The sequence below is a fragment of the Oceanobacillus arenosus genome (genome assembly GCF_003369575.1).
In the GTDB taxonomy this organism is placed as follows: Bacteria; Bacillota; Bacilli; order Bacillales; family Amphibacillaceae; genus Oceanobacillus; species Oceanobacillus arenosus.
In genome coordinates this window covers 227,205-252,204 of record NZ_PIOC01000001.1, presented here as the reverse complement: position 1 = coordinate 252,204, position 25,000 = coordinate 227,205, and the positions used below count along the sequence as shown (strand labels likewise).

Genomic DNA, 25,000 nt, shown 5'->3' with positions numbered 1-25,000 from the left:
ACCCTTATGTTATTAATACTAATAATACGAAGTTAATGGCTTTCATGTTTCATTAAGTTGTAAAATTTATGTAAATTTCAAGATGCTATATGCGCGGGTATGGTAATTTAGTGATAGTAGAAATGTTATTCATTCGAGGATGAAATCTCAGTTAAATTGGAATAAATGGAGGAAACGATGAAAAAGCATTCATTATTAGAGGTTCTAAGTGCCTCACTAAAACTAGGATTAACATCATTTGGCGGACCGACGGCACATCTTGGTTATTTTAAAGATGAATATGTAGATAAACGCAAGTGGCTTGATGATAAAATGTATGCGGATATTATCGCGTTATGCCAATTTCTCCCGGGACCAGCGAGTAGTCAGGTAGGTATCGCGATTGGCATGATTCGCCGCGGGGTATTAGGTGGAGTCGTTTCTTGGCTTGGTTTCACGCTACCGTCCGTTATTGTGCTTATTTTATTCGCGCTCGCATTTCAGTCATTTTCGCTTGGTGATGTGACATGGATTGCAAGCTTGAAAATCGTCGCGGTTGCGGTTGTTGCTCACGCGATTCTAGGCATGGGAAAAAGTCTAACACCAGATAAACCGAGGATTGCTATAGCACTTGGTGCAGCACTTATCATGTTACTTTTTCCGTCTGCACTCGTACAGATACTAGTTATTATTTGTGCTGCAATTATCGGGTATTTTCTGTTTTCAAAGCAAGCAGAGACTAATGTACGTTCCTTTTCTTTGAATATCACAAAAATGCAAGGAATATCCGCTTTATCCATTTTAGTTATTTTACTAATTGGTTTGCCAATTCTTGCAAACTTAATAACCATTCGTTATATTACTATTTTTGATATTTTCTTCCGGATTGGTACGATTGTATTCGGTGGTGGGCATGTTGTCCTGCCATTACTCGAACAAGAAGTTGTACCAAATGGCTTAGTGGCAAGTGGGGAATTCCTTGCAGGATACGCGATGGCTCAAGCTGTTCCTGGGCCAATGTTTACCCTTGCAAGCTATTTAGGAACGATGATAAACGGGACAGTTGGTGGAATTATCGCAACAATTGCCATGTTTTTGCCATCCTTTTTATTAATTATTGGTGTGTTGCCTTTTTTTAATGAATTAAGAAAGCGCTCTAGCTTCCAAGGTGTGTTAACTGCTGTTAATGCGAGTGTTGTTGGTATACTCTTAGCAGCATTCTATGATCCCGTGTTTATTAGTGCGATTGCAAGTGGAGCAGATTTTGCTTTGGCCATCCTTTTATTTGCACTTTTACATTATTGGAAAAGACCGGCATGGATGGTTGTGATTATCGGAGTTATTCTTGGTGAAATAGTTTATTTTATTTCTGTATAGCGAGAGATTCCAGTACAATAACAAATGAGGTGATAAAATGGCAGAACATCATTTTCATTTAAAGGCAAATTGGCCAGGCGGACGTAATAGTGATGGTTATATTGAAGCAGGAAATCTACAAACCAAAATTTCCATTCCACCAGAAATGGATGGACCAGGAATTGGGACAAATCCTGATGAGATGTTATTAGGTGCTGCGGCAACTTGCTATATTATTACATTGGCAGCGATGATTGAACGTGCGGAATTACCACTAGACGAGATGTCACTTGAATCAGAAGGAATTGTCGATGTAACTAATGGCGTCTTTACATACAAGAAAATCATTCATCGACCAACCGTATCATTAAAAGCAGATGCAAGCGATGCAGATCGTCGCAAGTTAGGGATGCTTGTGAGTAAGGCTGAAAAAAGCTGTATGATTTCACGAGCAATTCAAGGGAACGTTGTGCTTGAATTAGAACCGACCATTAGTTGAAGAAACAAATACAGCTAATCCTGTATTTGTTTTCTCTGCTGTGAGGAAAAATGAATTAAAAAATAATACTTGAATATATTTATAATCCGAGGTATAGTTTAATTCGTATTAAATTCATAGGAATAATGGTTTAATCTACATAAGTGCATCAAAGATGACCGCCAGATAATGGTACGGCTGGGCGTTCACTTTTGAAAATAACAGGAGGGTAAAGAGGATGGAAGCTTTATTTATTATTATAAATATTGTCGTTTTGCTTGCAATTATCGGCTTATTAATTTATATGCAAAAGAAACATGTTTCGTTTGCAAAACGGGTATTTACAGGTATGGGGCTTGGAATCTTGCTTGGAGTTATTTTACAAACAATTTACGGAGCAGGATCGAATGTTTTAACAATAACATCAAGTTGGTTTAGTATTGTTGGTAGCGGATATGTTCGTTTATTAATGGTAATCGTTGTGCCGCTAGTAATGGTTTCGATTATCCGTTCGATTATTAATCTCGAAAAAACACAAGAGCTTGGAAAAATGGCTGCTTGGATTATCGGAATTCTTATTACGACAACGATGGTTGCAGCAGTGGTCGGAATAGGCTCTGCTTTGGTATTTGATTTAAATGCAGAACAGATTAAAGTAGGGGATGCCGAAACGGAGCGCGCAGCATCACTGGAATCACGCTTCGCGGAAATAGAGGATCAAACAACACCACAAAGAATATTAGAATTTATACCGAATAATATTTTCTTAGATATGACTGGTGGACGTCCGACTTCGGTTATTTCTGTCGTTATTTTCTCCGTCATTGTCGGAATTGCAGTACTCGGTGTACGGAGGAAAAATCCTGAACAAGCAGAAATGTTTGTGAAAATAGTAAACTCGGTTTATTCAGTTGTCATGCGAATTGTTACACTTATCCTACGCCTAACTCCATTTGGTGTATTGGCATTGATGACAAACATGGTTGCAGGCACAAACTTTACAGGGATAATTGAACTTGGTAAATTTGTTCTTGCAAACTATCTCGCACTAATTGTGATGTTCATTATCCACTTAATTATTGTTGGATTGTTTGGTCTCAAGCCGCTTACTTTCTTAAAGAAAGCTTTCCCTGTCTTAGGGTTTGCATTCACGTCACGTTCAAGTGCAGGAGCAATACCATTAAATATTAAAGGGCAAAAAGATGCACTTGGTGTTGATGATAGTGTAGCAAATATTTCTGCATCATTTGGTGCGACAATGGGTCAAAATGGTTGTGCCGGTGTTTATCCAGCAATGTTAGCAGTAATGATTGCGCCAACTGTCGGGATCAACCCATTATCATTTGAATTTATTATTCAGCTCGTTCTTATAGTTGGAGTCAGTTCATTTGGTGTTGCAGGTGTTGGAGGCGGAGCAACATTCGCAGCAATCATTGTGCTCTCATCAATGGGACTTCCAGTTGGATTAGCAGGATTACTTATTTCTGTTGAGCCACTAATCGATATGGGACGTACAGCATTAAACGTAAGTGGTAGCATGCTTTCTGGAACATTAACATCGCGCATTCTAGGGAAATTAAATATCAAGAAATACAATGATAAATCTGCAGTAGTAGATGCTACTACAGTTTAAACATAACGAGGAGAGCAGCCATTCTATAATCTTATAGAGTGGCTGTTTTTTTATCGACTAGATCTCCATTTCGAGTCATGTCCGCTCGATATATAGCATTGCTCGCTCGAAATTCAGGGGGTCCCGCTCGATATTCAGCATTGCTCGCTCGAAATTCATTGGACTTCGCTCGAATTACTGCACTGTCCGCTCGATATTCAGTGACTGCATCTATTTTCAATTTAAATACATTACAAACCTATATCATCACTTACATTTTAAAGACATTCCAATTAAGTTCATTCATATATCATGTAATTTTTTATAAAAAGGGGTAGAGTTAATAATATATAAATATGTTTTGATATAAAGGGATGAGAAATAATGAAACGAAATGCATTTTTTGATAATGCCAGAGTGCTATTGATCTTTTTAGTGGTATTTGGTCACATGCTTCAGCCTTTAATAGATGGATCAAGAGGACTTCACACATTATATATTTGGATATACACATTTCATATGCCAGCCTTTGTATTGCTTTCGGGATTTTTTGCAAAGGGTTCAGGTGATAAGGGCTACATCATGAAACTTGCAAAAAAATTATTATTACCGTATTTTATCTTCCAGGTTTTATATACGCTTTTTTATTTCCTGCTAGGAAAGGAAAGCTGGCAGACAGGGCTTTTTGATCCGCAATGGTCATTGTGGTTCCTATTTAGTTTATTTAGCTGGCATTTGCTTTTAATATTATTTAGAAAAATGCCAGTTGGTTTAGGAATTGTGTTATCCGTTGTTATTGGATTAATCGTCGGATATTTTGATGATATTGGGCATACCTTTAGCTTGTCACGGACCTTTGTATTTTTCCCATTTTTCCTAATTGGCTTTTGGTTAACAGAAAAGCAAATTCTACAAGTGAAAAGAAAGAGTGTCAAAGCGACGTCCCTTGTAATAATGGTGGGGTTAGCGGCAGCATTGTACTATGCGCCAGACTTTAACTCTGGCTGGCTCTTAGCATCTAAATCGTATATTGATTTAGGTATGGAGGATTATGGCGGATTAGCAAGACTCTTTGTTTATATCACTGCGGCCATAATGGTTACAAGTATATTGGCCTGGGTTCCGACGAAAAGTCTAGGATGGGTAACGAGTCTAGGAGGGCGGACACTTTATGTCTACCTATTACATGGGTTCCTCATTCAGTTTTTCCGTCAAGCCGATTTATTTGAGGTTAACAATATTGTTGAGCTATTAGGAATTGCTGGATTATCAGCAAGCATTGTTATTGTACTTTCAAGTAGACCTATTCTTGGAATCTGGCAGCCGTTCATTGAAGGAAAGGCTACAATAATAAAAAACACGTTAAGAGAAATATAACTAAAGTGGGGAAGTTCAACTTTCCTACTTTTTTCATGTCTTAGGGAAACTATAAAAAACGAAAAAGCCATCATAGTCGGTGGAACACCTTTCTGCATATCTAGGATGTTCCGGCTGCCTTCTTTAACAGGTCTCCCTCTTCAAGCATTCAGAAGGGATGGTAAGGTGGGTCATTCAATTGTACACTACAGACTTGATGCTGTATGTTAGTAATAGAAATGTAAGAAATTGGGTAAAGTAGGACGAGGTGTTTCGAGATGAAGTCATTAAAGTATAATCTAGTTTACCGTTGTATTGTCATTGTCTGGATGGCAATTAAATTCATTTTCCAAATATACTTTTTCTATTTCAGACATAGTATATGGGATAGTAAGACAAAGGATAAATGGGATCGACTTCTTGCAAAAATGGCGAGGGAATATCGTGTGAAGGCCGAGCAACTTGGCGGCGTGTTAATTAAAGTGGGGCAATTTCTAAGCACAAGAACGGACTTCATGCCAGATGTATTTATCCGAGAACTAACGGAATTGGTTGATCATGTACCACCAATGTCCTTTGACTATGCGGAGAAAGTGCTGAACCAAGAGTGGGAAACCACGATTGATACGCATTTAGAGAGCATTACTAAATCCTCTATTGCCTCAGCTTCGATTGGAGAAGTATATCGTGCAGTATTAAAGGATGGTACTGCAGTAGCAATTAAAGTCCGTCGTAACCGAATTGAAGAAATTTTTCATAAAGACTTTATTGCATTACGTATCGTCTTTTGGATATTACAGGTATTTACGAATTTCGGAAAAAAGGCAAATTTAAAAGCATTATATAGTGAACTAGTTCAAGTGATGGATCGTGAGCTGGATTTTAAACAGGAATTAGAATATGGAAGATACTTCAAGGAAAGATACAAGGATAATCCGGCTATCCACATTCCATTTTATATCCATTCATTAAGTACGGATAAAGTACTAGTAATGGAATGGATAGATGGGGCGAAGATTACAGACATCGGCTTTATGAAATCTCATCGTATAAATATTGAGCAAACGACAAAGGTATTATTTGACTTTTATATGGATCAATTCATGAATCCTGGGAAGTTTCATGCAGACCCACATGCAGGAAATATCCTAATGCAAAAGGATGGAACGATAGCGATTCTTGACTTCGGCATGATTGGCGAAATTAAAAAGCAGGATACGGAGCAATTCAAAATACTTGTTCAAGGGTTTATCATCGATAACTATGACATTGTCGTCGACGCATTAGATAAAATGAACTTCATTTTACCAAATGCAGATAAGAAAAAGTTGAAGAAGGTAATTAAAGAAACGGTTGAATTGTATCAAAATGGTTCCTTAAAAAACTTTAACTCGCAAACAATGGAAAAACTAATGGAAGAAATCGGTGTCATCATAAAAGATCAACCGATTCAATTACCAGCTGATTATGCATATTTGATCAGGGCAATTGCGATTGTTGTTGGAATTCTCTTCGCAATTAATCCGGAGACAGATATTGTTAAATGGGCAAAGCCAAAAATTAAAGATTGGTTTGGCGTAGGAATAATTATCAAGTCGATTACGAAGCAATATGCGAAGAATGCCAGTGAACCAATCCTATCCTATCCGAAAGCATTGTTAGGTTTCTTGGAAAGTGGGGAAAAGAACAGAACATGGGACAAAGAAAAAGAATATTATCGACTGCGGCATCATTTTTATTTACTTATAGAGAGTATTTCATTTATTATGGTTGTAATAGGCATTATAAGTGCTGTTTACGGATTTAGTATAGGCATAGAGAGTATAGGGATAATAGGCTTGTCGTTAATTGGAATATTTTTGATTATAATAAATATTATATTGGTTATGCATTACCGAATGATTCGATCTAGAAAATAAGGAGGATGAATTAGATGAGTGATTTTCTAAGAAAAGGTTTCTTATTAGGACTAGGTGCTGCAGTAAGCGGAAAAGAGAAATTAGAGCAGAAGTTAAAAGAACTCGTTGATAAGAATGAGCTATCACAGGAACAAGCGAAAACGGTGATGAATAACTTCATTGAAAAAGGCGATATGAAGAAAAATGAGTGGAGTTCGAAACAAAAGGAACAAACCCAGAAAGTGATAGATGATCTTGGCATTGCAACAAAAGAGGATATTACGGAATTGCAAGCCCGTGTTGCACAATTAGAAGCAAAGTTAAATGGTGAAAATTGATCTGAAAAGTGAAAAGGATCTGTCCAATTAGGTTCTTTTCACTTTTTTTAATTAAACTTCGCGAATTATTATCTGTACATTCACTTAATTCGAAAACCTATCTTGATTTTGTGCGTTTTATAGGTTACAATTGTACTAATAATTTACCTGAAGTTCATCAGTATAGGGGGAATCAGCAAATGAAGAGCTTTTTACAAGTATGCGAGGATACAAGAAAGAAGCTTGGTAGACAGTTGCAGGAAGATGAAGTGAAATTTTTGCAATGGATGTATAAACGCTATATTGAAGAGCAACAGGAGACAAAATTGGAGTATTATACGATTTAATTTGAATTTAAATATTAACTCATATGAGCTTTTTAGCGAGATAAATATGTACATGAGGTCTTGGAAGAATCCAAGGCTTTTTATTTGTTTTGTAGGATAGTATTAATTAGATGTGGAAACGATAGGAGTATATCTGTTTTAATATTAAAAAACTCTAATGAAACTCCAATTATTATTTTAGGTACCTTTCATCTTGTTTTCATCTTAGTAGGATAAGATATTTCATGTAGTCAAAAATAAGAAGGAGGAACAAGAAATGAATAAGAAAGCAAATAAGATTATTATTCCAGCAGTAGCAGCAGCGGTTATTATAGGGGGAGGATTTAGCTATGCATCAGCGGCAACAAATTCAACTTCTAACGCGCTAACAGAAAATAGTGCTCAAGTAGAAAAAGAAGACCAATCCCAAGCAGAATTAGCGAAACAAGCTACTGTTACAAAAGAAGCAGCAACACAAACAGCGCTTGACCAAGTACCAGGAACTGTTGGAAATGTTGAATTAGAAGATGAAGATGGTACAATCGTTTATAGCATTGAAGTAACAGCACAAGATGGAACACAACAAGAAGTAAAAGTAGATGCGACTACAGGCGAAGTTACAAAGGTTGAAGCGGCAGAAGCAGATGATGAAGAAGCAGATGGTGAAGAAGCGGATGATGACCAATCCCAAGCAGAATTAGCGAAACAAGCTACTGTTACAAAAGAAGCAGCAACACAAACAGCGCTTGACCAAGTTCCAGGAACAGTCGGAGATGTTGAATTAGAAGATGAAAATGGCACCATCGTTTATAGCATTGAAGTCACAGCACAAGATGGAACACAACAAGAAGTAAAAGTAGATGCAACTACAGGTAAAGTTGTAAATGTCGAAAATGATGACAATGAAGAGAATGACGATGCAAGCGAAGTGGACGACCAGGAGTAAAAGTAAAGGAATTTGATTGAAAGGGTGTCCGAAATAGTACCTTATTTCGGACATCTTTTTTAGTTTAATGTAAAGTATAGTATAGTGTAATGATTCGCTAAACGGGTACTATTGATCAATAAATATAGTCACATAGGAGAACATATAATGAGAAAAATCCTAATTATTGAAGATGAAGCTAATTTGTCTAATTTTATTCGATTGGAACTTGAATATGAAAAGTATGAGGTACTCGTTTCCTTTAATGGAAGGGATGGTGTTAAGCAGGCACTGGAGGAAGATATTGACCTTATTTTATTGGATTTAATGCTTCCAGGCTTAAACGGAATTGAAGTATGCCGAAGAATACGGGCAGAAAAGAACACGCCAATTATTATGATTACTGCACGTGATAGTGTATTAGATCGTATATCAGGCCTCGATAGCGGTGCAGATGATTATATTTCGAAGCCTTTTGAAATCGAGGAGTTATTAGCAAGAATGCGAGCAATCTTTAGAAGAATAGAAAATGGAGGTCATAGCAGCCACAAGTTAATTTATCAAGACCTTGAAATGGACTTAGAAGCAAGGATTGTGAAGCGAGATAACGAAGTCATTGAATTAACAAAAAAGGAGTTTAATCTACTTCGTCTTTTAATGGAAAATGTAAATCGGGTGCTGACAAGGGAAATCCTTTTAGAGGAAGTTTGGGGTTATGATACATCAATTGAGACGAATGTGGTTGATGTTTATGTTAGTTATTTGCGTGCAAAGGTAGATAAGAAAGATCAAGATTCCCATATCCAAACAGTAAGAGGAGCTGGATATGTATTACGGCAATAGAAGGTGGACGAGGCAATGTTAAATAAATTATCGATAAAGGGAAAGATGACCCTCTTATCTGCTATTGTCATTTTTGTAATCTTTATGGTCGTTAATCTCATCCAACTATTCCTCATTCAAACCTTTACCACAAAACAAGAAGAAGATTCGTTATGGAAACGTTCAGAGGAAATTCAAGTTTTCTTGGCGGAACAGGAAAAGTACTTGGAAACAGAAGGAAAAAATTTTGTTTTATCTGATCAATTCCTTGAAAAAATTGTCGAGGATGAGGAAATGGTTCGCATCCTGGATCAAAATGGACAGGAAATCGTAAATATTTCTAATGACTTTCCGGAGCTTAATAATGAAGTCAACACTTTAGAACGCGGATTTTCCCATTTTAATATCGAAAAGGATACTGTGCTTCTATACAGGAGTTCATTAGATATGGAATTCTTTCATGGAACAATTATAATCGGAAGGAATGAAGAGGTTTTTGAAGGATTCTTAGAAAAAGTCTCATGGACATTAATATTAGGAACCATCCTTTCTTTAGTTTTAAGTATTGTTAGTGGGCGACTTCTTGCGGGAAAATTATTATCGCCACTTCGAGTGCTTACAAATACGATGAAAAAAATTGAAGGTGAAAACTTCGCGGAAAGAGTACCTGTTATGGAGACAAACGATGAATTTTCGCAGCTTAGTTTAATTTTTAATAGGATGATGGATAAAGTGGAAGCATCGATGATACAACAGCGAAAGTTTGTTGGCGATGCATCACATGAGCTCCGTACGCCCCTTGCAATCATTCATGGCCATCTTTCGCTCTTAAAAAGATGGGGAAAAAATGATAAAGAAGTATTGGATAAGTCATTGAATATCAGTATTAATGAAACGAAGCGGATGATCGAGTTAACGAAAGAACTACTCTGGCTCTCACAATTTGAAAACCATCAAGAAAAACAAGAAACGATTGAATCATATCTAATTTCCGACACTATAAATGAAATCGTTAGTAATTATTTGCTCATCTATCCAAATCTAATCATTCATAATGAAATAGATGCAAAACATATAATGCAACTGGCAATTCCTGAGGAGCAATTAAGGCAGCTTTTAATCATTATTATCGATAATGCAATTAAATATAGCGGTGAAAATAAGGAAATAATAATTACATCGAAAATAGTGAATGATAAATATAGAATCGATATTCAAGATAACGGGGTTGGCATAAGCAAAGAAGATATACCTCATATCTTTGACCGATTTTACAGGGTAGATAAAGCCCGAAGTAGAGAAAGTGGAGGAAGTGGCTTAGGGTTGTCTATTGCGAAAGAAATGATCGAAGAATATGAGGGAACTATCCAAGCCGAAAGTATTGTTGGGGAAGGCACTAAAATCAGCTTGGTCATTCCATATATCTCTTAGAAAACTTGGTTGTCACCAAGCCTTTCGGTGACAACCATAGTTGCACTTATGCAGCGGAGGAAAGTTTATACTTTCCTACCTGCTAAATAAAATGTAATTTCATCTAAGGAGTTTTCAGCATGATAAATAAAAAGCACTCGGCAGGTGCCTTGATTACCGGTTTAGTTACGCTTTTCGGATTTAGTATGATGGTGATTTTTGTAGTCAGCCAACGTATTACTAGCTTTGATAGTACAGTGATTGCCTTTATTCAAGGGTTCGAAACATCAACACTGACGTCCATCATGAAGTTTTTCACATTTATTGGTTCTTTTTCTGCCATGCTCGTCATTGTTCTGGTGACTACCCTGTTTCTATATGTTGTATTGAAGCATCGAGTAGAAATCATTTTACTTTGGACAGTCGTTTTTACTACGCCAATCCTAAATTGGATTTTAAAACAAAGCTTTCATCGAGCACGTCCAGAGCTTCATCGTCTAATTGATATTGGCGGTTATAGTTTTCCTAGCGGCCATGCAATGAGTGCATTTGCATTTTATGGCATCCTAGCTTTCCTCTTATGGCGTCATATTCCAAATCGCTCTGGACGTACGATATTAATTCTATTTAGCAGCCTGTTTATTATTCTGATTGGGATAAGCAGGGTTTATCTTGGTGTTCATTATCCGAGTGATATTATTGGCGGATACTTCGCTAGTGGATTTTGGCTAACAATTATAGTTTGGGTTTTTCAGAAATATAAAGAAAATCAGTATGAAAAGGATCAAACGGCTAAAAGAGAAGGATTGTAGGTAATTTTATCTCACATTAACTAGCTATAAAAACCTTAACAAAAAGTTTTAAGGGGGTATAACTCCCTGTGAGGGTTCGATTGGTTCAACTAACAACCTTTTAAAATCGTTTGAATTTCATTAACGCTGTTTTCTTCATCTGAAAGGATTTCTAGAATCCGAATTCTTAATGGATGTGCTAATGCTTTAAAAAAACCAGCTATAAATTTCTGTAATTCAGATCACAACATTCTGACCTTCTTTTTTAAATTTAAACAGAAGATAATCATTGTAATAAAAATCACAGGGAAACAAAATCATGTAAAGAAATAGGTTAAAAAGTGAAAGTAATTTAAGAAATATTTAAGATTTCCTTAAGAGGATGTTTATCTTTGGCAAGTAAGCTTATTTATGTAAGATATCATAATATAAGGAGGAAATATCGTGAATTTTAAAGTGTTAAGTGCTGTTGGAATTAGTGGGTTGTTAATGGCTGGAGGTGTAATGACTGCAACAGTTTCCGCTTCTTCGTCTGGATATGATCTGTTTAAGACATCCGTAACAAATATGCAACATTTGGATAGTTTTACAGCTAATGTTCAAGCTTCTTTATCCGACAATGGAAACGAGATTTATCAAATCTCATCGGTAAGTCAAATGGATTTGAAAGGTGATCAATCAAGAAGTTCTGTAAGTATTAATAATGGAAGCGCGTCAAAAAAACTAGAATTATACAGTAACGATCATCAAGATATTTTTAAAAGCAATGTTGATGAAAAATACTATGTAGAACAGGATAGCGGTGAAGAGCATGCAGAAGTGGAAGGAGAAGAAAAAGAACAAATCTCTCCGCAAATGCAAAAAGATATCGAGGGTATCTTTGATTCACTAACTAAAAACTATCAAGATAGTATTGATACAAAAAAACTAGCAAATGGAAATACAGAATTGCAGCTTAGCCTATCCAAGAATGAAATACCTGCAGTTGGACAAGCCTCCATTTCATTTTTATTGAAAAATATGGACCAACAAGGTCAGGACTTGGAAAGTGACGATTTTGGTGGAGCATTAAAGCTTGATGAATTAATACCGGAGTTGCCACAATTGACATCCAATATTATGGTTTCAAAAATAGATCTTTTTGGTGAAGTCAATACAGATCAATATCTTGTAGGTCAAAAAGCTGACATCTATGTAACGGGTAAGGATGTGAATGGTACATCCCATGAGCTCGTTCTCCATTTGACAAACAAGTTGGATAATATCGATAGCACAAATGTATCGGGCATTGATTTATCTGGAGAAAAAGTAGTAAATGTTAAAGACTGATAAAGACAGATAAGGTCGTTTTTAGCAAAGGCACATCCGAATTTAGGCGTGTCTATCATTCTTCTATCAGAAAAGCGGGCAGGGTATCATCCCTGCCTTAATATTAATGAAAAATGAAGGAGGGGAAACGATGACTAATGTTTTAGACATCCAGCATGTAACGAAACAGTATAAAAATGGACGTGGCATTCAGGATCTTAGTTTTTCCATCGAAAAAGGAGAGGTAGTTGGACTCTTAGGACCAAATGGAGCTGGAAAAACAACTTTAATGAAATGTATTGTTTCCTTAACTCAGCCAGATCAAGGAGAAATTCTGATTAATGGCAATCATATCCAAAGCCAATTTGAGACAGCCATGCAATCTGTAGGAACATTGATTAGTGGTGTGGAAGCCATTGATTATTTGACGGCCTATGAAAATTTACTATTGTCATCTCATTTTTACCCGGATTTGGAAAAAGCGAGATTAGATGAAGTGTTAAGTTGGGTTGGGATGGAGAAACATAAAAATGAAAAGATCAAATCCTTTTCAACGGGAATGCGCCAGCGGTTCTACTTAGCTGTTGCCTTACTATCAAACCCATCATTTGTAATTTTGGATGAACCAACAAATGGACTAGACATTGAAGGGAAACTGACTTTTCAGGAGCTTATTAAACGTCTTGCAAAAGAACAAGAAGTAACCTTTCTTATTTCTACCCATCTTATTGAGGAGGTAGAACGCTTGTGTGACAAAATTGTTATCCTTTCAAATGGAAAATCAATAGGTCAAATGACGAAAAAAGAATTAGATGAGGGAAAAACCTTTGAATCTTATTATATGGACTGCATTCTTAAAGAGAAGGAAGTGAATCCACATGCAGAACCTAAGTAATGAGTGGATGAAATTAATCCGCAAACGCTCCACAATTGCTTTCTTTATCATTTCCGCGTTCTTTCCTATATTGGTTGGACCTAGTGTAAATATCTTACAAAATAGGATTGGGTTTACTCTCTTTGATGGGGAAAGTTTTTCTTTAATCATTTTAAGTCTTGCTGTTATCATCTATCTTCCCTTATTACTAGCTCAGGCAGTTAGTGACCTCTTCCCAGGAGAACTGGAAAAGAATGTTTTAGCCTTTATCCTTGTACGTCCCATATCAAGATTAAAGATTTTTAACTCGAAAATTCTATGTATAGCCCTATATTTAATGACCTTATTGTTAATTATATATATATCATCAAATTTGACTGGGGCGATATGGCTTCAAAATTTTACATTTAAAGGAATGTTAATGGGAGGATTCGCTTATCTATTGTCATGGTTCCCGTTAATGGCTATCACTTTGTTTCTAGTATTTTTTGTACAATGGTTTGGCTCAAGCAGTCGTGCATTGACCTTTTCAATTATCCTTTATTTTATGATGGTCGTCCTGCCGTTTATCTTTCCTAAGGTCGGACTATGGCTTCCAACTTATGATATTACTTGGTACCAGCGCTGGATCAATAATGGGCTCAGTATGGTAGTAATGGGAAGAGCTGTTTATTTATTATCATGGTGTTCATTGTTTTTTACTCTTGGATATTATCAATTTAAGAAAAAGGAATATTAAATTTAGAAGGCTGTGAAAATGTGTCGATTAGGCTAAGGTTATTACTATCATATATTGCCATGATCATTATTCCCGTTGTTTTTTCCATCATTATGGTAACACTCGTTTCTTTTCTTTTTAGAGGAGATATTAAAGAAATAAGGGACATTTACTTCCCATCGAATGAACCAGAGGAAACTTCAATAAAAGAAAGTTTAATGATCGATACACACCAACAGTCAATGTTGAATTCAGAACAATTTTTGGATCAGTCCTTTTTAAAAGAAACGGAACACAAACTGAATCAGTATGATATAAGGTTGGTTGTAAGGAAAGGAAAGCAACTCATTTATGTACCGCCATCATTAGAAAATAAAGGAATTAAGGATGTTCCTCCATTTGATTTTAATCAGGAAATGGATGCTATTGAAGAAATTGATCATCAATTCGTTACGATTAAACCATTCAATTTCTATTTTCCAGATAAAACTGAGGGTACCTTATTTTTTATTCAAGATGTAAGCAATGTAACAGGGTTTGTTCGTACATTTTTCCCCATCATCATTACTTTATTATTAATCATTTTGATTGCAACCAATAGCTTGCTTACCTATTATATGTCCAGGAGTATTATTAGGCCGATAAGAAAACTACAAACGGCGGCAAGCTTGATTAAAGAGGGTAATCTTAATGTCGAAATTAAAGCAGAATCAAAAGACGAATTGGGCCAGTTGGCAAAAGGGTTTGAAGAAATGAGGGTAAGATTAAAGGAATCCATTGATATTCAGGTAGCCTATGAAAATAACCGTAAAGAATTGATTGCAAATATTTCACATGATTTAAAAACACCCATTACGAGTATTAAAGGATATGTAGAAGGAATACGCGATGGTGTGGCCAATAGTCAAGAAAAAATGGATCGCTATATTCAGACCATCTATTTGAAGTCAAATGATTTAGATCATATGATTGACCAACTTTTTTTATATTCCAAATTAGACTTACAAAGACTTCCTTTCCAGTTTGAATGGATTAAATTTGATCAATATTTACGTGATTTTGTTGAGGAACTCCGATTTGATGTAGAGGAAATGAAAGTGAACATTCACTTAACCATTGATGAAAGCGAGACATATGCTGCGATGGTAGACCGGGAACAAATGAAACGTGTCATTACAAATATTGTCGATAACTCATTGAAATATAATGACAAAGAAGAAAAGGTATTACATTTTTATCTTTCTGTGCAGAATTCTCATATTTTCTTCAAATTAGAAGATAATGGTCCAGGCATAAATGAAAAAAGCATCCCTCATATTTTTGACCAGTTTTATCGTGCAGATTTGGCAAGAGGAACGGAAAAAGGGGGCAGCGGACTCGGATTATCAATCTCAAAAAGGATCATCGAAGAACACCAAGGAACGATTTGGGCAGAGAATAATAATGGGCAGGGGATAACAATTCTTTTCACTATAAAAAAAGCAGGTGAAAAAGGTTGAAAAAAATATTAATTATTGAAGATGATAAAAGTATTGCGGATTTGCAACGAGATTATTTGGAAATAGATGGTTTTTTAGTTGAGATTGCCCTGTCAGGTGAGGAAGGGCTAGAAAAAGCATTAAATGCTCAAGTTGACTTAATTTTACTCGACTTAATGTTGCCGGGAGTAGATGGATTTCAAATATGTAAAATGGTTAGAGCCGAAAAGGACATTCCTATTCTTATGGTTTCTGCAAGAAGAGAAGACATTGACAAGATTCGAGGGCTTGGATTGGGTGCTGATGACTATATCGTAAAGCCATTCAGCCCTGGTGAATTGGTGGCGAGGGTTAAAGCACACCTATCCCGTTATGAAAGGTTAATCTCTAAGGAAATACAGAAAGATATGATTTCCTTTCGTGGCTTACGTATGGATCAAGAGTCAAGAAGGGTATTCATCAATGATTGTGAAGTGCCTTTTACGACGAAAGAGTTTGATATCTTGTTATTTTTAGCGATGAATCCTGACCATGTATTTAGTAAAGAAGAGTTATTTGAACGATTATGGGGGATGGATTCTCATGGAGATATTTCAACAGTTACGGTTCATATTAGAAAAATTAGAGAAAAAATCGAGGTGGATCCCTCTCAGCCTCAATATATAGAGACCATTTGGGGGGCAGGTTATCGATTCAAAGGATAATTGCTTTAGAATTTTTAGGGTCTTATAAATAGTTAAAGTTTCGCCATCAAGTATATGTTGTTACCACAACCGATCCAAAAGCAGTTAAAGGGGAAAAAGGTGTTTTTCGGGTACCTAGCTTCCCTTTTGTCAGTGGAAGACGTGTTGGTATGTTTTATAACCCGAAATTGATAAGAACTATCAAGAGTCTTGGATTTGACATCATCCATACTCATACGGAATTTTCACTAGGTATTTACGGAAAAATGGTGGCAAAAATGCTCCGTATCCCCTTGTTGCATACTTATCACACCATTTACGAGGATTATACTCATTTATCAATGGGTGCCATTCAATCAACAAGAAAATTTTCTGCTAAATATTTTGCCTTATCAATAGAAAAAGAATATAAAAATACGTATGTAAAAGTAAGGGAAGGCAAAAAATACTTTGGAAGGGAAATATACGGGTTACGAATAGAATCAGTGAGTAAAGATATTTAGTGATTTTTAAGGATATTACGTTACTTTTCATGAAGGGATTATGAATATGATGGAAGTCGGAGAAAATATGAATCATAAAAATTTCGTTTGGTACTTAATGAATTTTTCTACCGCTATAGGGATGATCGTGATCGCAATCCTACTATTTTATGGATATCAGAAAGGACTATTTGACTCTACAGAAACGTTAAAACAATTTATTATTGGTTTTGGACTTTGGGCTCCGTTTATATTCGTGGTAGTTCAAATGGTTCAAGTCATTTTCCCTATTTTACCAGGAGCTATTGGTTGTGTGGCAGGCGTTATTATTTTTGGACCATGGATGGGGTTTTTATATAACTATGTGGGGATTTGTATGGGTTCCATACTTGTATTTATTCTTTCAAGAAAGTACGGAGTTCTACTTGTTAAAAGCTTGATAAAAGAAAAAACTTATGAAAAATACACGGGTTGGATTGAAAAAGGCAATAAGTTTGAAAAAATTTTTGCGTGTGCTATTTTTTTCCCTGTTGCACCAGATGATATTCTTTGTTACATTGCAGGTTTGACCAAAATGAAATTTAAAAAATTCGTTACGATTATTCTACTGGGAAAACCTTTAACAATTGCTGTATATAGTATAGGCATGACGACAGTAGTAAACTATCTTATGAATTTCATTAAATAATTTGATCCAAGGGAGCATCGAGTTATGAAGGTATTATTATTTTCAAGTCATCAAAAGAAGCCGTTTGATAGAAAGGCTTTATTGGATTGATTGATATCGGGATGTTAATTCTATTATGAATGTGGTGACAAAGGACTCGAAAATTTTAAAGTAACTGAAAGTTACGGCAGCGGGGAGAATATAAATGGAAAACTGGATTATAGATGTAATGAATTCATTTGGATATATTGGTATTTTTATTTTGATAACATTAGAGAATGTGTTTCCCCCAATTCCTTCAGAAGTTATTTTAACGTTTGGGGGCTTTATGACAACAACTACGAATATGAGTATCTTAGGGGTAATTGCCATTTCTACCTTTGGTTCCGTTGCAGGTGCAGTTATTCTTTACAGCATTGGGACATTACTCGACGTGGAACGGTTGGAAAAAATCGTCGAAAGATGGGGACATATTTTACGATTAACGGAGAAGGACATTCATAAGGCAAATGCTTGGTTTAATAAATTTGGGAGCTGGGCCGTATTTTTCGGCAGACTTGTCCCATTAATTAGGAGTTTAATTTCCATTCCAGCTGGGATGGCTCATATGAATGTAGGAAGATTCTTATTGTTAACGACGATCGGGACGATAATTTGGAATACGATATTAGTGAGTGCAGGAGCAGCGTTAGGAGCTTCTTGGAATGATATTCTCGGCTATTTTGGTACGTATTCAAATATAGTTTATCTTATCTTGGGCGTTAATCTTGTCATATTTATGATTCTTTTTATTAGAAATAGAAGAAAACAGTAAAAAGGCTAGTCCGATAGACTCTTGTCTATGGGCAAGCTTTTTAATTATAACTTTAGTCTGCTATGCGGGTAATGAGTGGTTATACTGGTACTCCATTCAAGATGAGGGTGGACAGGGGGTAGAAGAGTCAGAGAACTGGATTGATAAAATCCATTTGCAATACTGGGACAAATGCATAGACCCGGATTTCCGCCCTGTGGAGCTAACTACCGAAGTTGTTATAATTACTGAAAATATTATGGAGCGATGCGTTCTTAATTTGATAGGAAACATGGTGTAATAGTAGAATATAGGTATATAAAAGTCGATTGCATATGTTATGGTACTCGGCTTTTTGCATTGATTTCACATCATATTAATGAAGTTGCCTATAAGAACTGTGAAGGAAAAGCGACAGGCTTTTATAAAATATTACCTTGAATGCAATCTTATTAATGGTCAACTTAGTAAGTTATCTAAGTGATGATAGCGCACCGTCATCAATCTAATCTCCGGTAAACCCTTTTCATATTAAATCTAAAACCAATCATGCTATAATAGAATAAGCTTTAAAGTTTTTGTTTGAGGAGTGGTTTGATTGGCAGTAGAAAATAATACGATCATAAAAAAGATGATCGATGAATTGAATTTGGCAAAGGAAAATCAACAAAATCACGATACAATGGTACGTCATATTTCAAATGTGAAGGTGTTATGTGATTTATTTATAGAAGAAGAGCCGGTGCCTGCAGTTATTACAAAAAGTAAGGTTTCTGATGGGATTTCTGAAGCAGAATTAAAGGCTATGATCGGTAGTCAAGGTCAATTAAAAAAGACTGTGATTGATGATGAGAAAGAAGCGAATGGCGGCTCTATTTTTGACTTTTAATTAGATGGGAGCAATTGGGTATGAAATTATTTTTAATTTTTGGGGCAATTAACGGGTTTATTGCAGTTGCACTTGGAGCATTTGGTGCACATGGTTTAGAAGGAAAAGTTACTGAAAAGCAAATTGGCACATGGAATACGGCAGTAGATTATCAAATGTTCCATACGATGGCATTATTTGTAACAGGATTGCTTTTAGCTAAGTTCCAGAGTGGTGGCCTTCAATGGGCAGGTTGGATGTTCTTAGTAGGGATTATTATATTTTCAGGAAGTCTATACCTCTATTCCGTTACATCCGTTAAAACTTTTGGGATGATTACGCCAATTGGTGGGGTAGCGTTTTTAATTGGTTGGGTCCTGCTTGGAATTGCTGTAATGCGAAATTTATAATGCGAACAGAAGATAGGTTGCAAAGATAAATAGCATTACGGCTCGAAGAATCTGTTTGCCCGCCTGCTGCGAGTTTCGGAAGTACAGATGGAGCAGCGCGTCACAAACTAAGCTCAGAGCTATGAGATAGAGAGAAAAGAAGATAAGGATAAGGAACCCCTGAATAAGTGCGATTAAGCCAAACAGGATAACAATGACAAGTGAAATAAGTTCGATTCGAGCAAACTTTTCATAAGGGTGTCGCATGTTATCGCTCCTTAGTATAGTGAAAAATGGATGAAAAGGATGACACAGTAAGGTTGCTGTATCATCCTTTTTTCTTCTTAAAATTATCTAGGTGGTTGTGTCGTTAATTGCTGGCTACTCCCAAACGGGTAAGAATAATTAATTTCTTCGTCAAATGTAACGTAATCTAGGTACACCATCAGTAGTAGAACGCGTCTTCCTGTTGCGGTTTCGCTTAGGACGATATGATCGCGACCGGCGGCTTCAATAATTCCTTTGAATGTTTTCTGATGGCCACCTTCAAAGGTCATATGAACCGTTGCAAGCTTCCCTTTATTGAGACGTAAAATATTCTCAATATAGGATTGTTGTACAGGAAGCTGTCCTTGCCCCCCAGTGGATTGGTTTTGCTGCTGCTGTGACGGTAATGGAAATTGTCTCGTTGGATATGCTGGATAATATGCTTGTGATGTTTGTGGGTAATAGTAGTAAGGGTATGGCTGATATGGGTTTTGGCTTGGAAATTGCTGCTGGCTTAGTCCTTGCGCTGAATTCTGGTTTGAACCTTCTTGATTCTCGCTCATATAAAAAACCTCCTAATTATTGTGTTTCAGCGAATGCTTCCTTTTCTATATTGCTTAACTCAATAATTATATGTATGTGAGGACAAAGGAAATAATAACTAAAAAAAGCCATGCTGTCTTTTATCACAGCATGGCTTTCTTTCAGGAGAGGCCCCGTCTAGCTTCAGCGCCCGTGCTCCTAGCGAGACTTCCCTCACCTCCGTAATCTAAGTCAACCGCTTTCGCTCATCGTGGTTCCTTTATCTCCTACGAAGGAATGTTCGACACGTCGAACCACCCCAAACTGCAGGGGCGCAGTCCGTACGTCACTAAACGGGCGGCTTCCGCCTTTGTTTACAGTGCAAAGTATGATGCAACTGCCTCTTTTGCTAAATGATTACCGATAATAAAATCGCCAAACTCACCGTATTTCGCTGTTACTTCATCAAAACGCATTTCATAAACAATCTTCTTAAACTCTAGTGGATCATGAGCGAATAAAGTTACGCCCCATTCCCATTCATCAAGTCCTATCGAGCCTGTGATGATTTCCTTCACTTTTCCAGCATATTTGCGACCCGTCATCCCGTGATCATAAAGTAATCTCGTTCTCTCTGCCTTATCGATAGCAAACCAGTTTGCTTCCTCATTGCGACGACGAGCCATTGGATAGAAACAAGCATGTTCCCATTTAGGTAAGATTGGCTTTAAGCGTGCTTCTACTTTTGGATCTAATACACGGTCTCTACCTCCATCCATTGGGTTATGCATCGTCATTTCAACGATGGATACATAAGAATATCCTGGAATTAAATAATCGCCGATTTTTGATTTATTGATTTCACGTTTAATTTCCTCTAGCTCGTCCATTGTAGGGCGTAGGAAAATAAATAGTAGATCAGCTTTATTGCCAACTACTTTATAAAGGGTTTGACTGCCGTTTTTATCTTCCTCGGTCATATCCCATTTTGTCATTAATTGTTCAAATTCTGCTACTGCTTCGGATCTTTCTTGTTCCGATGTCATTTTCCATGAAGACCAGTCGAATGTACGTGTATCATGTAGCGTACACCAACCATCCATGGTTACTACTGCTTCAGCCAAGATAATCACTCCTTGTATTTAACAAAACTTATTTTGTGTCTGTTTTTACTATAGCATAATTGGGGTAATCTATTCATAGGTAAGTACTCACCTTTCCAGCTATTTTAGTCAGTTGTCGATTCTTTGTCAAAAATTTTCTGTTAAAATGTATTTGCTTTAAATTACAACCTAAATCCTATATCATTAGTGTGTGCTAAATTTAGCAAATCAATATTGGAGGTAAAAGATGAGCCAGCTATTTGATCAATTAACAACAAAAGTTTCATCGAAAAATAAAAAAATTGTATTTCCAGAAGGTTTAGATGAACGAATCTTGACTGCAGCTAGTAAACTAAGCGCAGAAGGAATTGTTGAGCCAATTCTAATTGGGAATAAAGAAGAAGTTAGCAAGAAAGCAGATTCGCTAGGTGTTGATGTATCCTCACTTACAGTCATCGATCCAGCAGATTATGCAGAATTCGATGCGATGGTTGCTGCATTTGTTGAGCGCCGTAAAGGGAAAGCAACAGAAGAGGATGCACGTAAAATCCTGCTTGATGAAAATTACTTCGGAACGATGCTAGTTTATATGGACAAAGCAGATGGTTTAGTAAGTGGTGCTGCACATTCAACTTCAGATACTGTTCGTCCTGCATTACAAATCATTAAAACAAAAGAAGGCCTTAAGAAAACTTCTGGAGTATTTATCATGGTTCGTGATGATGAGAAATATGTGTTTGCAGATTGTGCAATCAATATTGCTCCTGACAGCCAAGATTTAGCAGAGATTGCAGCAGAGAGTGCTGTAACAGCTAAACTATTTGATATTGATCCACGTGTTGCAATGCTTAGCTTCTCAACGAAGGGATCAGCTAAATCCGAGGAAACAGAAAAAGTTGCAGACGCATTGAAGCTTGCAAAAGAAAAAGATGCATCACTTGTCATTGATGGTGAATTCCAATTTGACGCTGCATTCGTACCAAGTGTTGCTGAGAAAAAAGCGCCAGATTCAGTGATTAAAGGGGATGCAAACGTATTTGTTTTCCCAAGTCTTGAAGCAGGAAACATCGGCTATAAAATTGCACAACGTTTAGGTGGGTTCGAAGCTGTTGGTCCTATTTTACAAGGATTAAACAAACCAGTTAACGATCTATCACGCGGATGTAATGCTGAAGATGTATTTAACTTAGCGATCATTACTGCATCTCAAGCAGTAGCAGCTGAATAAAACTGTATGTTAAAGTGCTTGTACTAGAGTAGAAACTTTAGTACAAGCACTTTTTGATGTGAGTGGGTTTGGAGCTGGAACGTTTAGCTCTGATCAAACACCTGACTAAATCTGAGCAATCTTTTCATTCCGCTTCACCATCTGGGCATATCGCTTTTCGAAAACCTCAAGCTCACTATCAGAAAAATCCTCAACAACAATTTTTGTACTGAAATTCCTTAATGCAGCATACACTCGCTCTTTCATTTCCTTTACAGTTAAATCAAGTCCGAGTAACTCTGATAGGGATGCCATAACATTCGGCTCTACAGTGGGATAGACAAATTTCGTTTCAGCGTCTTTTTTACTGATACTGTAAAAATCACGAATGAGTGCTGTCCGCTCTTTACTATTTCCTTCTACATCTAAATAAATTTGAATTGCTGCACCATCTTTAATTCGCCTTTGTGAGATGCCTGCAAACTTCTTGCCATTAATGCTTAAATCATAATCACCTGGACAATAAGAGCCGACAATTTCATATGCTTCAATTTTATCGGTTAGATCACGAAGCATATATTGCACGAAACTAACCATCGCTTCATAGCAGTCGTGAATTGTGAGATCGTGTACACCTGGAATGACGAGCGAAAGATTGAGCACTCCTTCATCCAATACGACCGCAAGCCCACCGGAATTTCTTATGACAGTATGATAGCCATGTTCTGCTAAAAATGGTACTCCCTCGTCAATATAAGGGAGCTTTGCATCTGGTATCCCAAGTACGACCGTTTTAGGATGAACCCATAATCGTATCACAGGGGCAGATTCCCCATTGCTTACGGAGGTCGCAAGTGCATCATCTACAGCAAATGATGTTAAAGCAGTATTTGGTTTTGAATTAATTTGTTTTTCAAGTGAATGATCCATATATCGGAAGGTTTCATGAGTGATAATTTCATGCCAATTTTTCATAATGTCCCTCTTTTTTTTAATATTTCAGCAGCGCTGACTTTCATAAATGAAGTATTACAAATTCGTGTCGTTCATGGAAGTTTCTTTATAACTATAATATAATTACATCATATATTGAACTTTTCACCACTTATCGCTCTTACAAGCTGATTGTAGTGGGAGATTCCTAAGAACACCAGTGTATCCACTAGTTATTGATTAGGCTAACCCCGTCGCACCGACGGTTAGAAGTCTTATCGCTTCATTCTTTTGATTCACACTTGCGTTAATATCTCTGTCATGATGGGCATGACATTTAGGACAATCCCATTCACGCAATCCAAGATTTTTAACGTCTTTGTTTTGATAGCCACAGCATGAACAAAGTTGACTGGATGGGGAGTTTTTCGCAACAGTGACAACTTGTTTTCCATACCATTTGGATTTGTATTCGATCATTGTTTTGAATTGTGACCATGATACTTCACTGATGGCTTTAGACAAATGATGATTCTTTAACATATTGCTTACTGACAAATCTTCCATTCCAATAATGTCGTGGTTTTTGACAATATTAGTAGAGATTTTGTCTAAGTGATCTTTGCGTGCATTGACAATCTTTTCGTGGATACGTGCGACTTTAATTTTCGCTTTATACCAGTTCGAACTGCCTACTGTTCGTCTACTTATGATTCGTTGTGCTTTTGCTAATTTTTCCTCTAAAGAACGGAAAAACTTTGGATTCGAGTAGATTTTTTCATCTGAAAGAATAGCAAAATCTTTTAGACCGACATCTACACCAACAGTCAAACTGGTTTTCGGTAACTCTGATACTTCGGTTTCGGCTCCAATAGAAACAAAGTATTTTCCTGAAGGATTAGGTCTAATTGTTCCACTCAAAATTTTCCCGTTCACTTCACGACTTTTGGCAAAGCGAACCAACCCAAGCTTAGGCAGTTTAACATAGTTATCTATAACTGCTATATTTCCGTTTGTATGCTTCGTTGTGTAAGACTGGACAGGATTCAATTTAGACTTGAAGCGTGGATATTTATTCTGCTTTTTATAATATCTGTCGTAAGAATCCGACAAGTTTTCAGCGGGCCCTCTGCAAAGCAATACTGTCTACTTCTTTCAAAAAAGGATACTGTTTTTTTAGGTTAGGAAGTTCTTATACTGTTTGGTACCTGTTAAGAAACTCACCCTTCCAGTCATTCGCTGATATTTGACCGTTTTGAACCATTTCTTCAGCGATATACCAATAGGCATCTTTGTCTTTCTGTTTGCCAAGAAAGAAATTAAAGACAAACCTTGTAGAACCGATTGTATTATTGATTAGCTCGATTTGCTTTTTATTTGGGTATATTCGAAACTTGTAAGCCTTGTTGACTAATATTGTGTTTTATCTCCTGATTGT

Annotated in this window: 25 protein-coding genes and 3 pseudogenes; 23 read left to right on the top strand and 5 right to left on the bottom strand. The window is 36.6% G+C overall.

All coding sequences use genetic code 11. From position 1 onward, the window contains the following. The first annotated feature begins 177 nt into the window (after positions 1 to 177). From chrA to CWR48_RS01015, 11 genes are all read left to right on the top strand, one after another. On the top strand, positions 178 to 1,356 hold the full coding sequence (chrA, locus tag CWR48_RS01060) for a chromate efflux transporter (RefSeq protein WP_115771183.1): 1,179 nt from the start codon (positions 178 to 180) through the stop codon (positions 1,354 to 1,356). Positions 1,357 to 1,393: 37 nt separating this feature from the next. Then, complete coding sequence (locus CWR48_RS01055; protein ID WP_115771182.1) at positions 1,394 to 1,834, top strand: OsmC family protein; 441 nt, start codon at positions 1,394 to 1,396, stop codon at positions 1,832 to 1,834. A gap of 217 nt (positions 1,835 to 2,051) precedes the next feature. Beyond that, positions 2,052 to 3,446 (top strand): L-cystine transporter, encoded by a 1,395-nt coding sequence (locus CWR48_RS01050; protein ID WP_115771181.1) that lies wholly within the window; start codon positions 2,052 to 2,054, stop codon positions 3,444 to 3,446. A 363-nt stretch (positions 3,447 to 3,809) separates the two neighbouring features. Further along, a complete protein-coding gene (locus CWR48_RS01045; protein WP_115771180.1) occupies positions 3,810 to 4,802 on the top strand; it encodes an acyltransferase family protein in 993 nt (330 codons plus the stop codon). Between the two features lie 257 nt (positions 4,803 to 5,059). Then, positions 5,060 to 6,700, top strand: coding sequence for an ABC1 kinase family protein (locus tag CWR48_RS01040; RefSeq protein ID WP_115771179.1), 1,641 nt, complete (start codon positions 5,060 to 5,062; stop codon positions 6,698 to 6,700). 14 nt (positions 6,701 to 6,714) lie between these two features. Then, positions 6,715 to 7,017 carry a phasin family protein gene (locus CWR48_RS01035; protein WP_115771178.1) on the top strand — a complete coding sequence of 101 codons (303 nt, stop codon included), beginning with the start codon at positions 6,715 to 6,717 and terminating at the stop codon, positions 7,015 to 7,017. Between the two features lie 179 nt (positions 7,018 to 7,196). Further along, entirely contained in the window at positions 7,197 to 7,343 is a 147-nt protein-coding gene (locus CWR48_RS20245; protein WP_170140656.1) for a hypothetical protein, read from the top strand. A gap of 256 nt (positions 7,344 to 7,599) precedes the next feature. Next, a complete protein-coding gene (locus CWR48_RS01030; RefSeq protein ID WP_115771177.1) occupies positions 7,600 to 8,268 on the top strand; it encodes a PepSY domain-containing protein in 669 nt (222 codons plus the stop codon). A 147-nt stretch (positions 8,269 to 8,415) separates the two neighbouring features. Continuing rightward, positions 8,416 to 9,090 (top strand): response regulator transcription factor, encoded by a 675-nt coding sequence (locus CWR48_RS01025; RefSeq protein WP_115771176.1) that lies wholly within the window; start codon positions 8,416 to 8,418, stop codon positions 9,088 to 9,090. 15 nt (positions 9,091 to 9,105) lie between these two features. Then, positions 9,106 to 10,500 carry a HAMP domain-containing sensor histidine kinase gene (locus CWR48_RS01020; protein WP_115771175.1) on the top strand — a complete coding sequence of 465 codons (1,395 nt, stop codon included), beginning with the start codon at positions 9,106 to 9,108 and terminating at the stop codon, positions 10,498 to 10,500. 119 nt (positions 10,501 to 10,619) lie between these two features. Continuing rightward, on the top strand, positions 10,620 to 11,291 hold the full coding sequence (locus CWR48_RS01015) for a phosphatase PAP2 family protein (RefSeq protein WP_115771174.1): 672 nt from the start codon (positions 10,620 to 10,622) through the stop codon (positions 11,289 to 11,291). Positions 11,292 to 11,392: 101 nt separating this feature from the next. Here the strand turns inward: CWR48_RS01015 and CWR48_RS20655 are convergent. Then, positions 11,393 to 11,494, bottom strand: a pseudogene (locus CWR48_RS20655) (transcriptional regulator); the annotation flags it as partial. Between the two features lie 220 nt (positions 11,495 to 11,714). Here CWR48_RS20655 and CWR48_RS01005 point away from each other — a divergent pair. From CWR48_RS01005 to CWR48_RS00955, 11 genes and pseudogenes are all read left to right on the top strand, one after another. Then, positions 11,715 to 12,599, top strand: coding sequence for a hypothetical protein (locus tag CWR48_RS01005; RefSeq protein WP_115771173.1), 885 nt, complete (start codon positions 11,715 to 11,717; stop codon positions 12,597 to 12,599). A gap of 130 nt (positions 12,600 to 12,729) precedes the next feature. Continuing rightward, complete coding sequence (locus CWR48_RS01000; protein ID WP_115771172.1) at positions 12,730 to 13,473, top strand: ABC transporter ATP-binding protein; 744 nt, start codon at positions 12,730 to 12,732, stop codon at positions 13,471 to 13,473. Beyond that, positions 13,457 to 14,191, top strand: coding sequence for an ABC transporter permease (locus CWR48_RS00995; protein WP_115771171.1), 735 nt, complete (start codon positions 13,457 to 13,459; stop codon positions 14,189 to 14,191). Before CWR48_RS01000 ends, CWR48_RS00995 begins: the two co-directional genes overlap by 17 nt. Before the next feature lie 20 nt (positions 14,192 to 14,211). After that, the gene (locus CWR48_RS00990) at positions 14,212 to 15,669 is read left to right on the top strand and encodes a sensor histidine kinase (RefSeq protein ID WP_115771170.1); all 1,458 of its coding nucleotides are present in this window, start codon (positions 14,212 to 14,214) and stop codon (positions 15,667 to 15,669) included. Beyond that, entirely contained in the window at positions 15,666 to 16,352 is a 687-nt protein-coding gene (locus tag CWR48_RS00985; RefSeq protein ID WP_115771169.1) for a response regulator transcription factor, read from the top strand. Before CWR48_RS00990 ends, CWR48_RS00985 begins: the two co-directional genes overlap by 4 nt. Positions 16,353 to 16,405: 53 nt before the next feature. Next, a pseudogene (locus CWR48_RS00980) lies at positions 16,406 to 16,834 on the top strand (glycosyltransferase); the annotation flags it as partial. A 46-nt stretch (positions 16,835 to 16,880) separates the two neighbouring features. Beyond that, the gene (locus CWR48_RS00975) at positions 16,881 to 17,501 is read left to right on the top strand and encodes a TVP38/TMEM64 family protein (protein ID WP_245976675.1); all 621 of its coding nucleotides are present in this window, start codon (positions 16,881 to 16,883) and stop codon (positions 17,499 to 17,501) included. Positions 17,502 to 17,685: 184 nt separating this feature from the next. Next, complete coding sequence (locus CWR48_RS00970) at positions 17,686 to 18,294, top strand: DedA family protein (RefSeq protein WP_115771168.1); 609 nt, start codon at positions 17,686 to 17,688, stop codon at positions 18,292 to 18,294. After that, positions 18,278 to 18,574: a DUF6176 family protein gene (locus CWR48_RS20650; protein ID WP_115771167.1), complete on the top strand. Its 297-nt coding sequence runs from the start codon at positions 18,278 to 18,280 to the stop codon at positions 18,572 to 18,574. Before CWR48_RS00970 ends, CWR48_RS20650 begins: the two co-directional genes overlap by 17 nt. 297 nt (positions 18,575 to 18,871) lie before the next feature. Further along, positions 18,872 to 19,162 carry a YwdI family protein gene (locus CWR48_RS00960; RefSeq protein WP_115771166.1) on the top strand — a complete coding sequence of 97 codons (291 nt, stop codon included), beginning with the start codon at positions 18,872 to 18,874 and terminating at the stop codon, positions 19,160 to 19,162. Positions 19,163 to 19,182: 20 nt separating this feature from the next. Then, positions 19,183 to 19,551: a DUF423 domain-containing protein gene (locus CWR48_RS00955; RefSeq protein ID WP_115771165.1), complete on the top strand. Its 369-nt coding sequence runs from the start codon at positions 19,183 to 19,185 to the stop codon at positions 19,549 to 19,551. A 329-nt stretch (positions 19,552 to 19,880) separates the two neighbouring features. Here the strand turns inward: CWR48_RS00955 and gerQ are convergent, their stop codons facing one another. Both gerQ and hemQ read right to left on the bottom strand, forming a co-directional pair. Next, on the bottom strand, positions 19,881 to 20,360 hold the full coding sequence (gerQ, locus tag CWR48_RS00945) for a spore coat protein GerQ (protein WP_115771163.1): 480 nt from the start codon (positions 20,358 to 20,360) through the stop codon (positions 19,881 to 19,883). A 333-nt stretch (positions 20,361 to 20,693) separates the two neighbouring features. Further along, the gene (gene hemQ, locus CWR48_RS00940; RefSeq protein WP_115771162.1) at positions 20,694 to 21,443 is read right to left on the bottom strand and encodes a hydrogen peroxide-dependent heme synthase; all 750 of its coding nucleotides are present in this window, start codon (positions 21,441 to 21,443) and stop codon (positions 20,694 to 20,696) included. A gap of 226 nt (positions 21,444 to 21,669) precedes the next feature. Here hemQ and pta point away from each other — a divergent pair, with 226 nt between their 5' ends. After that, positions 21,670 to 22,650, top strand: coding sequence for a phosphate acetyltransferase (gene pta / locus CWR48_RS00935; protein ID WP_115771161.1), 981 nt, complete (start codon positions 21,670 to 21,672; stop codon positions 22,648 to 22,650). Between the two features lie 105 nt (positions 22,651 to 22,755). Here pta and CWR48_RS00930 read toward each other — a convergent pair whose 3' ends face one another. Both CWR48_RS00930 and tnpB read right to left on the bottom strand, forming a co-directional pair. Then, entirely contained in the window at positions 22,756 to 23,604 is an 849-nt protein-coding gene (locus CWR48_RS00930; protein ID WP_115771160.1) for a lipoate--protein ligase family protein, read from the bottom strand. A gap of 198 nt (positions 23,605 to 23,802) precedes the next feature. Continuing rightward, positions 23,803 to 24,979 (bottom strand): annotated as a pseudogene (tnpB, locus tag CWR48_RS00925) (IS200/IS605 family element RNA-guided endonuclease TnpB). Positions 24,980 to 25,000: the final 21 nt, after the last annotated feature.

Excerpts from the sequence above, each read along its gene's own strand:
- chrA (WP_115771183.1), top strand. The coding sequence starts at position 178 with ATGAAAAAGCATTCATTATTAGAGGTTCTAAGTGCCTCACTAAAACTA.
- CWR48_RS01055 (WP_115771182.1), top strand. The coding sequence starts at position 1,394 with ATGGCAGAACATCATTTTCATTTAAAGGCAAATTGGCCAGGCGGACGT.
- CWR48_RS01050 (WP_115771181.1), top strand. The coding sequence starts at position 2,052 with ATGGAAGCTTTATTTATTATTATAAATATTGTCGTTTTGCTTGCAATT.
- CWR48_RS01045 (WP_115771180.1), top strand. The coding sequence starts at position 3,810 with ATGAAACGAAATGCATTTTTTGATAATGCCAGAGTGCTATTGATCTTT.
- CWR48_RS01040 (WP_115771179.1), top strand. The coding sequence starts at position 5,060 with ATGAAGTCATTAAAGTATAATCTAGTTTACCGTTGTATTGTCATTGTC.
- CWR48_RS01035 (WP_115771178.1), top strand. The coding sequence starts at position 6,715 with ATGAGTGATTTTCTAAGAAAAGGTTTCTTATTAGGACTAGGTGCTGCA.
- CWR48_RS20245 (WP_170140656.1), top strand. The coding sequence starts at position 7,197 with ATGAAGAGCTTTTTACAAGTATGCGAGGATACAAGAAAGAAGCTTGGT.
- CWR48_RS01030 (WP_115771177.1), top strand. The coding sequence starts at position 7,600 with ATGAATAAGAAAGCAAATAAGATTATTATTCCAGCAGTAGCAGCAGCG.
- CWR48_RS01025 (WP_115771176.1), top strand. The coding sequence starts at position 8,416 with ATGAGAAAAATCCTAATTATTGAAGATGAAGCTAATTTGTCTAATTTT.
- CWR48_RS01020 (WP_115771175.1), top strand. The coding sequence starts at position 9,106 with ATGTTAAATAAATTATCGATAAAGGGAAAGATGACCCTCTTATCTGCT.
- CWR48_RS01015 (WP_115771174.1), top strand. The coding sequence starts at position 10,620 with ATGATAAATAAAAAGCACTCGGCAGGTGCCTTGATTACCGGTTTAGTT.
- CWR48_RS01000 (WP_115771172.1), top strand. The coding sequence starts at position 12,730 with ATGACTAATGTTTTAGACATCCAGCATGTAACGAAACAGTATAAAAAT.
- CWR48_RS00995 (WP_115771171.1), top strand. The coding sequence starts at position 13,457 with ATGCAGAACCTAAGTAATGAGTGGATGAAATTAATCCGCAAACGCTCC.
- CWR48_RS00975 (WP_245976675.1), top strand. The coding sequence starts at position 16,881 with ATGATGGAAGTCGGAGAAAATATGAATCATAAAAATTTCGTTTGGTAC.
- CWR48_RS00970 (WP_115771168.1), top strand. The coding sequence starts at position 17,686 with ATGGAAAACTGGATTATAGATGTAATGAATTCATTTGGATATATTGGT.
- CWR48_RS00955 (WP_115771165.1), top strand. The coding sequence starts at position 19,183 with ATGAAATTATTTTTAATTTTTGGGGCAATTAACGGGTTTATTGCAGTT.
- gerQ (WP_115771163.1), bottom strand. The coding sequence starts at position 20,360 with ATGAGCGAGAATCAAGAAGGTTCAAACCAGAATTCAGCGCAAGGACTA.
- pta (WP_115771161.1), top strand. The coding sequence starts at position 21,670 with ATGAGCCAGCTATTTGATCAATTAACAACAAAAGTTTCATCGAAAAAT.
- CWR48_RS00930 (WP_115771160.1), bottom strand. The coding sequence starts at position 23,604 with ATGAAAAATTGGCATGAAATTATCACTCATGAAACCTTCCGATATATG.